Origin of the sequence: Methylobacter sp. BlB1 (assembly GCF_015476545.1) — a bacterium.
Lineage (GTDB): Bacteria > Pseudomonadota > Gammaproteobacteria > Methylococcales > Methylomonadaceae > Methylobacter.
In genome coordinates this window covers 24,559-33,162 of sequence record NZ_JADMKV010000052.1, presented here as the reverse complement: position 1 = coordinate 33,162, position 8,604 = coordinate 24,559, and the positions used below count along the sequence as shown (strand labels likewise).

9 protein-coding genes and 1 tRNA gene are annotated in these 8,604 nt (G+C 50.7%); 9 read left to right on the top strand and 1 reads right to left on the bottom strand.

The genetic code is table 11. The features are described 5' to 3' along the window. A tRNA-Leu gene (locus tag IT781_RS16740) sits at positions 1-83 on the bottom strand. A gap of 369 nt (positions 84-452) precedes the next feature. Between IT781_RS16740 and rnr the strand changes: the two genes are divergently transcribed. From rnr to IT781_RS16700, 9 genes are all read left to right on the top strand, one after another. Then, positions 453-2,696 (top strand): ribonuclease R, encoded by a 2,244-nt coding sequence (rnr, locus tag IT781_RS16735; RefSeq protein ID WP_194971321.1) that lies wholly within the window; start codon positions 453-455, stop codon positions 2,694-2,696. Beyond that, complete coding sequence (rlmB, locus tag IT781_RS16730) at positions 2,693-3,433, top strand: 23S rRNA (guanosine(2251)-2'-O)-methyltransferase RlmB (protein WP_194971320.1); 741 nt, start codon at positions 2,693-2,695, stop codon at positions 3,431-3,433. Before rnr ends, rlmB begins: the two co-directional genes overlap by 4 nt. A gap of 4 nt (positions 3,434-3,437) precedes the next feature. Next, complete coding sequence (gene ccmA, locus IT781_RS16725) at positions 3,438-4,064, top strand: cytochrome c biogenesis heme-transporting ATPase CcmA (protein ID WP_194971319.1); 627 nt, start codon at positions 3,438-3,440, stop codon at positions 4,062-4,064. Beyond that, positions 4,064-4,738, top strand: coding sequence for a heme exporter protein CcmB (gene ccmB / locus IT781_RS16720; RefSeq protein WP_194971318.1), 675 nt, complete (start codon positions 4,064-4,066; stop codon positions 4,736-4,738). The genes ccmA and ccmB overlap by 1 nt, the downstream gene beginning before the upstream one ends. Positions 4,739-5,085: 347 nt before the next feature. After that, positions 5,086-5,211: a hypothetical protein gene (locus tag IT781_RS22640; protein WP_255528712.1), complete on the top strand. Its 126-nt coding sequence runs from the start codon at positions 5,086-5,088 to the stop codon at positions 5,209-5,211. A gap of 67 nt (positions 5,212-5,278) precedes the next feature. After that, positions 5,279-6,043 carry a heme ABC transporter permease gene (locus tag IT781_RS16715; protein ID WP_194971317.1) on the top strand — a complete coding sequence of 255 codons (765 nt, stop codon included), beginning with the start codon at positions 5,279-5,281 and terminating at the stop codon, positions 6,041-6,043. Beyond that, positions 6,043-6,210 carry a heme exporter protein CcmD gene (ccmD, locus tag IT781_RS16710; protein ID WP_194971324.1) on the top strand — a complete coding sequence of 56 codons (168 nt, stop codon included), beginning with the start codon at positions 6,043-6,045 and terminating at the stop codon, positions 6,208-6,210. The genes IT781_RS16715 and ccmD overlap by 1 nt, the downstream gene beginning before the upstream one ends. Then, on the top strand, positions 6,207-6,653 hold the full coding sequence (ccmE, locus tag IT781_RS16705; protein ID WP_194971316.1) for a cytochrome c maturation protein CcmE: 447 nt from the start codon (positions 6,207-6,209) through the stop codon (positions 6,651-6,653). The genes ccmD and ccmE overlap by 4 nt, the downstream gene beginning before the upstream one ends. Then, positions 6,653-8,596 carry a heme lyase CcmF/NrfE family subunit gene (locus tag IT781_RS16700; protein WP_194971315.1) on the top strand — a complete coding sequence of 648 codons (1,944 nt, stop codon included), beginning with the start codon at positions 6,653-6,655 and terminating at the stop codon, positions 8,594-8,596. The genes ccmE and IT781_RS16700 overlap by 1 nt, the downstream gene beginning before the upstream one ends. Positions 8,597-8,604 lie beyond the last annotated feature (8 nt).

The following is an 8,604-nucleotide window of genomic DNA, read 5'->3' as shown; positions in this document are numbered from 1 at the left end:
GCCGAGGAGAGGACTTGAACCTCCACTGGGTTGCCCCAACTAGCACCTGAAGCTAGCGTGTCTACCAATTTCACCACCTCGGCTGAGGAAAGCTGTATAAGCTGAGTGAGCGCATATAATATTGGCTTATTTGATTTTTGTCAAACAAATTGTAAATTTTTTTAACATTGAGGTTATTTTTGAAGTTTAAGGAACTCTTAATAACCAATTTCCTCCAATGAACAATTTAGTCTGTAATCTATTCAAGATCTGAAGATATGAATTTCAGGCCGTCTTGGTCATAGAAATGTTAATTAACTGCACAAATGGAGATCCAGATAAATGGAGATTCTTTTTTTGTATACACGCGAAAAATTCAAAAGTTTTTTCTTTTCATGCTAATCGATATACTAAGTAATGTATTATATGAATATTACTTATGGTATCCATCACCTTGCATTTCATTAAAATAAATGACAGCGAAGTCAAAAAAAGACGTTGATTTTAGTTCAACAATAGACCCATATGCTCAGCGCGAAGCTGAGAAGTATGAGAATCCGATCCCCAGCCGTGAGCTGATCCTGCAGCTTATTGAGGAGGTAGGGCGGCCTCTGCGCCGTAAAGAGATTGCAAGAGCCTTTTCCTTGGCAGGGGAAGACCAGTTGGAGGCATTGCGGCGTCGGCTCAGAGCTATGGAAAGGGATGGGCAATTGATCTTTAATCGGGCGCAACAATATTGCCTGGTTAACAGCAGGGATTTAATTGCCGGCCGCATTATCGGCCATCCCGATGGTTTCGGCTTCATTAAACCTGATGACGGCTCTGATGATCTGTTTCTGTCACCACGGGAAATGGATCAATTAATACATAACGACAGGGCCGTTGTCCGCGTTTCAGGAATTGATAAAAAAGGCCGTAGGGAAGGTGCGGTTGTCGAAATTATTGAAAGGAATACACACCAGGTTGTAGGGCGACTCTACAAGGAAAGAGGCTTTACCTATGTGGTGCCGGATATTAAGAACATCGCGCAAACCGTCCTCATTGAAAAAGGCGATGCTGGCAAAGCCAAAGTAGGGCAGATCGTTGTTGCGGAAATCCTTGAACAACCGACCAAACTGCGGCAGCCTATCGGCCGGGTCATCGAAGTGCTGGGCGATCATATGGCGCCCGGCATGGAAATTGAGATGGCTATTCGCTCCTATGAATTGCCCAATCAATGGCCCGATGAACTGCTGAAAGAAATTAAACCGTTGAAGGATGAAGTGCCGGAAGCGGCCAAGCAGAATCGGGTCGATTTACGGGATATTCCTCTCGTCACAATCGACGGCGAAGATGCCCGCGATTTTGATGATGCGGTCTATTGCCAGAAAACTTCAACCGGCTGGAAATTATTGGTGGCAATCGCCGATGTCTCTCATTATGTGCAGATCAATACGGCTTTGGATAAAGAGGCGCAAAACCGCAGCACTTCTGTCTATTTTCCGGAAAGGGTTATCCCGATGCTGCCGGAGATTCTGTCGAACGGGTTATGCTCGCTCAATCCCGACGTAGACCGTTTATGCATGGTCTGCGAACTCTATATAAGCCAGCAGGGTAAAGTCTTCAGATCGCGCTTCTTTGAAGCCGTGATGCGCTCACATGCCAGATTGACTTACACCAATGTAGCCAAGATACTCGTCGAAGGCGATAAGAAACTGGCCAAGCAGTATAAAGCTTTGATGCCGCATCTGCAGGAGCTATATGCTCTGTATAAAGTTATGCGTAAAAGCCGGGAAGAACGCGGGGCGATGGATTTTGATACGCAGGAAACACGCATTATCTTCGGCCCAAATCGTAAAATCGAAAAAATAGTGCCCGTGGTGCGCAATGATGCGCACAAACTGATTGAAGAATGCATGATTACAGCAAACATGGCGGCAGCGCGATTTTTAAATCGCAAAAAAATGCCCAAGTTGCTGCGGATACACGATGGTCCAAGCCCCGACAAATTGCTGAACTTGAGAAGTTTTTTGGGTGAATTGGGCTTAAGATTAGGCGGAGGCGCCAAACCAACGCCTCTGGACTATATGCATTTGGTGGATTCGATTCAAGGCAGGCCTGATGCACACTTAATACAGACCGTTTTATTGCGTTCCATGTCTCAAGCAGTCTATAGTCCTGAACTGAAAGGCCATTTTGGTCTTGCGCTGGAAGCTTATGCTCACTTTACTTCACCTATCCGGCGTTATCCGGACCTGCTCATCCATCGCGCTATCAGACATTGCTTGCAAGATAAAACTGCGGAGAGTTTTCCTTACGGACTTCCTGACATGGAGAAATTGGGGGAGCATTGTTCTGCCAATGAACGCCGCGCCGATGATGCTACACGGGATGTAATCAGCTGGCTCAAATGCGAGTATATGATGGATAAGGTCGGCGAAGAATTCCCCGGCATTATTTCATCAGTTACTTCATTCGGCTTGTTTATCGAGTTGACCGAAATTTATGTGGAAGGTTTGGTTCATATCAGCAATCTGGCTCAGGATTATTTTCATTTTGATCCGACCAGTCATCAGTTGCTTGGCGAAAAAACCGGCATCCGCTATCGGTTGGGCGACAGCGTCAGGGTCAAAGTAGTCCGCGTAGACTTGGATGAAAAGAAGATTGATTTTGAACTGGTGCATAAGCAAGCGGCGTTGAGCAAACCTAAAAAAAAGCGGCGTAGAAGTAAAAAATGAAGTTAACCAAACTATTCGGTATTCATGCGGTACAGGCCGCTTTGGATTATTCACCCAAAAAAATCAATAAAGCCTGGGTGGACACGCAACGGCAAGACAAACGCTTGATGCAGGCTATTGACGATTTGCTGTCATTGGGCATAGACCCGGAAAAAACCGATCGCAAAAAACTCGACCGATTTGCCGAAGGCAAGAATCATCAGGGCATTGTGATCGAAGTGGAAATGCCGGCCGAGCTATCGGAAAGCGACTTAAAGCAGGCAGTGGAAGCTTTATCAGGAACGCCCTTATTGCTGGTGCTGGACAATGTCCAGGATCCGCACAATCTTGGCGCTTGTCTTCGGACAGCCGATGCAACGGGTGTGCAGGGCGTGATTATTACCAAGGACAACGCAACCGGCATTACACCGACAGTCTGTAAGGTGGCCAGCGGCGCGGCCGAAACAGTGCCTGTTTATCAGGTGACCAATTTGTCCAGAACTTTGCGCTGGCTCAAGGATCAAGGCATCTGGATCATGGGAGCTGCCGGTTCCGCAAACCAAACTGTCTATCAGACTGACTTGACCATGCCGCTTGCCGTAGTGGTTGGCGCCGAAGGCAAGGGCTTGAGACGGTTGACGCAGGAGCAATGTGATTTTCTGGTAAAACTGCCCATGCTGGGACAGGTAGAGAGTCTCAATTTATCCGTGGCTACCGGCGTATTGTTGTATGAGGCTGTAAGGCAGCGCTCGAACTAAAAACATGATAGCGACAAAGCAACAATTATTTCTGGAAGGCAGTGATTTAAGCTGCATACGCGATGACAAAGTCCTGTTTGCCGGGCTTAATTTCGCGCTATACTCGGGCCAGGTTTTATTGCTGGAAGGTAAAAACGGCAGCGGTAAAACGTCGTTGCTGCGTATCCTGTGCGGGTTTCGCGAGCCGGATGCGGGGCAGGTGCGCTGGTGCGGTGAAGCCGTAAACGACAGTCAGTTTTATGCGCAGATGGCTTATGTCGGCCATCTGGACGGCATTAAAAAAGAATTGACCGTGCTGGAAAATTTAAAAATGGCATTGGCATTAAGCAAGCCTGGACGCTATACGATTGAGGCAGCTTTAGATAAAGTCCATCTGGCCGGATTCGATGATGCACTCGTGCAGACCTTGTCGGCGGGGCAAAAAAGAAGACTGTCGTTGGCCCGTTTGCTGATCACGGACAATCAGTTGTGGATTCTTGATGAGCCTTTTACCTCATTGGACAGACAAGGGATTGCTCTTATTGAAACTTTAATGATCGAACATGCAGTCAAAGGCGGCATGATCATTTTGACTTCACATCATGACATCGATCTGCATGATGTTGACGTGCAACGTATTAATTTGTCCTGATGTCTTTATCTCGTGCATTTTTCGCCATTATCCGGCGCGATCTGGTCCTGGCCTTGCGCCGGCGCTCGGAAATGGTTAATCCGTTGCTGTTTTTCATCCTGATAATCACGTTGTTTCCGTTGGGAATAGGCGCGCAGCCGAAGTTATTACAAGCCATTGCCCCCGGAATTATCTGGGTTTCGGCACTGCTGGCCGCCATGCTTTCGCTGGATAGCCTGTTTCGCTCGGATTTTGACGATGGTTCTCTGGAGCAGATTTTGTTGAGTCCGCATCCGACCTCTGTTTTGGTTCTGGGCAAAATAATTGCCCATTGGCTGGTGACAGGTTTGCCGTTGCTGCTGGTCGCGCCGCTGCTGGCTGTTTTCCTAGGTATGCCTGATTCGGCGTTAAGCGTTTTATTGCTGACGTTGCTGCTGGGAACGCCGGTGTTGAGTTTAATAGGTGCCATCGGCGTCGCGCTAACGATAGGCCTGCGCCGGGGCGGCATGATTCTGTCTTTGCTGGTTCTGCCTCTGTACGTGCCGGTACTGATTTTTGCCGGCAATGCGGTAGAGATGGCGGGCAGCGGCTTGCCTGTGGACGCGCAAATCAGTATTTTGATAGCGATTTTATTGATGGCATTGGTGTTGGCGCCTCTGCCAGTAGCGGCGGCATTAAAAATGAGTATTAGCTGATAATATTTCGTAGAATGGGCGAAGAATATTACAAACTGATGTTACACAGTAAGTTCAATTCAGATCGGTTTAACAAAGTGTCGCTAACGCGACGGTTGTATTAATCGGATTTACCTCGCCCGAGGGCGAGTTACTTGCTTTTAACAGCCTGTGTAGGCTGGGTTGAAGCTTTAGCGGAAGCCCGGCATGGGCCCTAGTCTGCCGCCCCTAAAAGCTGCGGTGCTTGGCGCGGCAAACGAGATGAAACCGCCTTTGCATAACATCAGTTATAAATTAAAGAATAGAGCGTTTTTACCGATTACCTTATTTACACATTATTCTTCAATGATATTTCCGAAGCAGGTCAATTGGCTGGTATTGATCGGGTGATTAAAGACGGCATTGGCTTTGATTTTAATAGATTGCCTGAGTATATGATTGAACGAAGTTTGGATGCCATCTTAATTGCAGGGCATAAAAAAACGGGTTTGTAAGGCTGCTAAAGTAATTCAGGGGTCTTCCACTTTTTGTCTTTAACTTTTCGCTTTTTATCTGTTCATTATGTTTTTGATTCCAGATCCGGTTGTTAGATTCTTCCATCGCATGGCTTCGCCGCCGCATTTTTATGCTTTTACGGAGCGCCTGATGCCGTGGCTGGCGGTAATTTTTCTGCTGCTGCTGGCGGCAGGTCTTTACGGCGGACTTTATCTGGCTCCGCCGGACTATCAGCAGGGCGACAGCTACCGCATTATCTATATCCATGTGCCCAGCGCCTGGATGTCACTGTTTATTTACGTCGTCATGGCCGTTGCCGGCGGCATAGGACTGGTCTGGCGTATTAAGCTGGCCGAGATTGTCGCCGTCAGCAGCGCGCCGGTCGGCGCCGGTTTTACGTTTATCGCGTTAGTGACCGGTTCGCTGTGGGGCAAGCCGATGTGGGGAACCTGGTGGGTCTGGGATGCACGTTTGACGTCCGAATTGATTCTGCTGTTTTTGTATCTCGGCGTCATCGGCCTTTACGGCGCTATAGATGACAAGCGCACGGCATCGAAGGCCGTGGCGATTCTGGCGCTGGTCGGCGTGGTCAATATTCCGATCATTCATTATTCCGTCGAATGGTGGAATACCTTGCATCAGGGGCCAACCGTGACCAAAATGGATAAGCCTTCCATTCATGTCAGCATGCTGATACCACTGCTGTTGATGGCGGTGGCTTTTAAATTTTATTATCTGATCGCCATGCTGCAACGCGCCCGCGTCGAACTGCTTTCGCGCGAACGCAACGCGCAGTGGGTCAAATCTATGGCATCATTGGGAGCTGAATGATGAATTGGCAGGAATTTTTTGCAATGGGCGGTTACGCCTTTTATGTGTGGACTTCTTACGCGGTCACTCTCATTGTATTGCTGGCCAATATCATCATTCCCATCGTGCGGCGTAAACAATTTTTACGTCAGCAGGCTTTAAAGCAGAAACGACAAGGTACGCTATGAAACCAGCCAGAAAACAACGCTTGATACTGATAGCCTTGATGCTGATCGGCACCGGTTTTGCCGCCGGTTTTGCGTTGAAGTCATTCAATGAAAATCTGATGTATTTCTTTTCGACAACCGATGTGATCGAAGGCAAGGCGCCTAAGGATGCTCTGTTCCGTTTGGGCGGCATGGTCGTCAAAGGCAGCGTTGAGCGGCCCGGCGACGGGATGACGGTGCGCTTCAAGCTGACTGATTTCAGCAAAGACGTGACGGTCGAATACACTGGCATTCTGCCGGATTTGTTCAGAGAGGGGCAGGGCATCGTAGCGCATGGCCGTTTAAATGGGCAGGGCGTTTTTGTCGCCGAGGAAGTCCTGGCCAAGCACGATGAAAACTATATGCCGCCGGAAGTGGCTGGCAGCTTGAAAACCGGCATGAATCAGGCGACAGGGCAAAAATAATGATTGCGGAACTCGGGCATTTCTCACTGATTCTGGCGTTGTGTATGGCCGCCATTTTAGGCACATTGCCGATTATCGGCGCATCGCGCGCCATTGCCGGATGGATTGCCGTGGCGAGGCCTGCGGCTTATGCGCTGGTTTTATTCATGATCATCGCTTACGGCTGTTTGACTTACGGCTTTTTGACGCATGACTTCTCGATCGCCTACGTGGCGACCAATTCGAACACGGCCTTGCCTTTCCTGTATCTGATTTCAGGCGTCTGGGGCGCACATGAGGGCTCGTTATTGCTCTGGGCGCTGGTACTGTCATGCTGGACGGCGCTGGTGGCGCTGTTCAGCCGCAACATTCCCGAGGCGACCGTTGCCCGGGTGCTGGGCGTCATGGGGCTGGTCGCCGTTGGCTTCATTCTGTTCCTGCTGCTGACCTCCAATCCTTTCGAGCGCCTGTTTCCAGTGCCCGTCGAAGGGCGTGACTTGAACCCGCTGTTGCAGGACCCCGGCCTGGCCATACATCCGCCCATGCTGTACATGGGCTATGTCGGCTTCTCTGTCGCGTTTGCGTTCGCTATTGCGGCGCTGCTGGAAGGCCGGTTAGATGCCGCCTGGGCGCGCTGGTCAAGGCCCTGGACCAATATTGCCTGGATGTTCCTGACGCTGGGCATCGCCCTGGGCAGCTGGTGGGCATATTACGAGCTGGGCTGGGGCGGCTGGTGGTTCTGGGACCCGGTGGAGAATGCCTCATTCATGCCCTGGCTGGTCGGGACCGCATTGATCCATTCCTTGGCGGCAACTGAAAAACGCGGCGTTTTCAAGACCTGGACGGTATTGCTGGCCATTTTCGCATTTTCTCTGAGTCTGCTCGGCACGTTCCTGGTACGGTCCGGCGTATTGACGTCGGTGCACGCGTTTGCCAGCGATCCGGCCAGAGGTTTGTTTATTCTGGTGTTTCTGGCCGTCGTTGTGGGCGGTTCGCTGCTGCTGTATGCGGTCAGAGCGCCTTACGTCAAAAGCAGTGCGACTTTTGAACTGGTGTCTAAAGAATCCGTGATTTTGCTGAACAACGTTCTGCTCGTCGTGACGGCAGCCAGCATTCTGCTCGGCACCTTATATCCATTGATTATCGACGCGTTGGGGCTAGGCAAGATTTCGGTCGGCCCGCCTTATTTCAATGCCGTATTCATACCATTGATGGCGCCGCTATCGATTGCCGTAGGTTTGGGCGTGCTGCTTCGCTGGAAGCGGGACGACATCAAGACGGTCGCCTTGCGCGTGCGCTGGGCGATCCTGATCTGCGCGGCAGGCGGTCTGCTGATCCCTCTCGTCATGCCTTTTTATTCCTGGGCGGCGGTGCTGGGCATGACGCTGGCGTTATGGACCGCGGCTATTTCGATTCTGGCCTTTATGGACCGGACCGGCGCACGGGGCTTTTCATGGCAGCGGCTGCGGAGCGTGCCGGCCGGTTTTTACGGCATGACCCTGGCGCATCTGGGTATCGCAGTGTTTGTGGTCGGCATTACCTTCACGACCGTTTACAGCGTCGAGCGAGACGTGCGCATGGCGCCCGGCGAGACGCTGGATATGTCGGGCTATCTGTTTGAGTTTCATGGCGTGCGGCAGTCCGATGGGCCTAATTACCGCGCTGAGCAGGCTTTCGTTACAGTCAGCCATAAAGGTGCGCAGGTTGCCAAGTTAGAGCCGCAGAAGCGTGTTTATCGCGTGCAGACCATGCCGATGACCGAGGCGGCGATCGATGCCGGCCTGTTCCGGGATCTGTTCGTGGCCATAGGCGAGCCGCTGGGCAACGAGGGCGCCTGGAGCCTTCGCATTTATTACAAATCATTCATCCGCTGGATCTGGCTGGGCGCCGTATTCATGGCGGGGGGCGGCTTGTGCGCGGCCTTCGACAGGCGCTACCGGTACAAAATAAAAGAGGCAAGGTAAGAACTTTT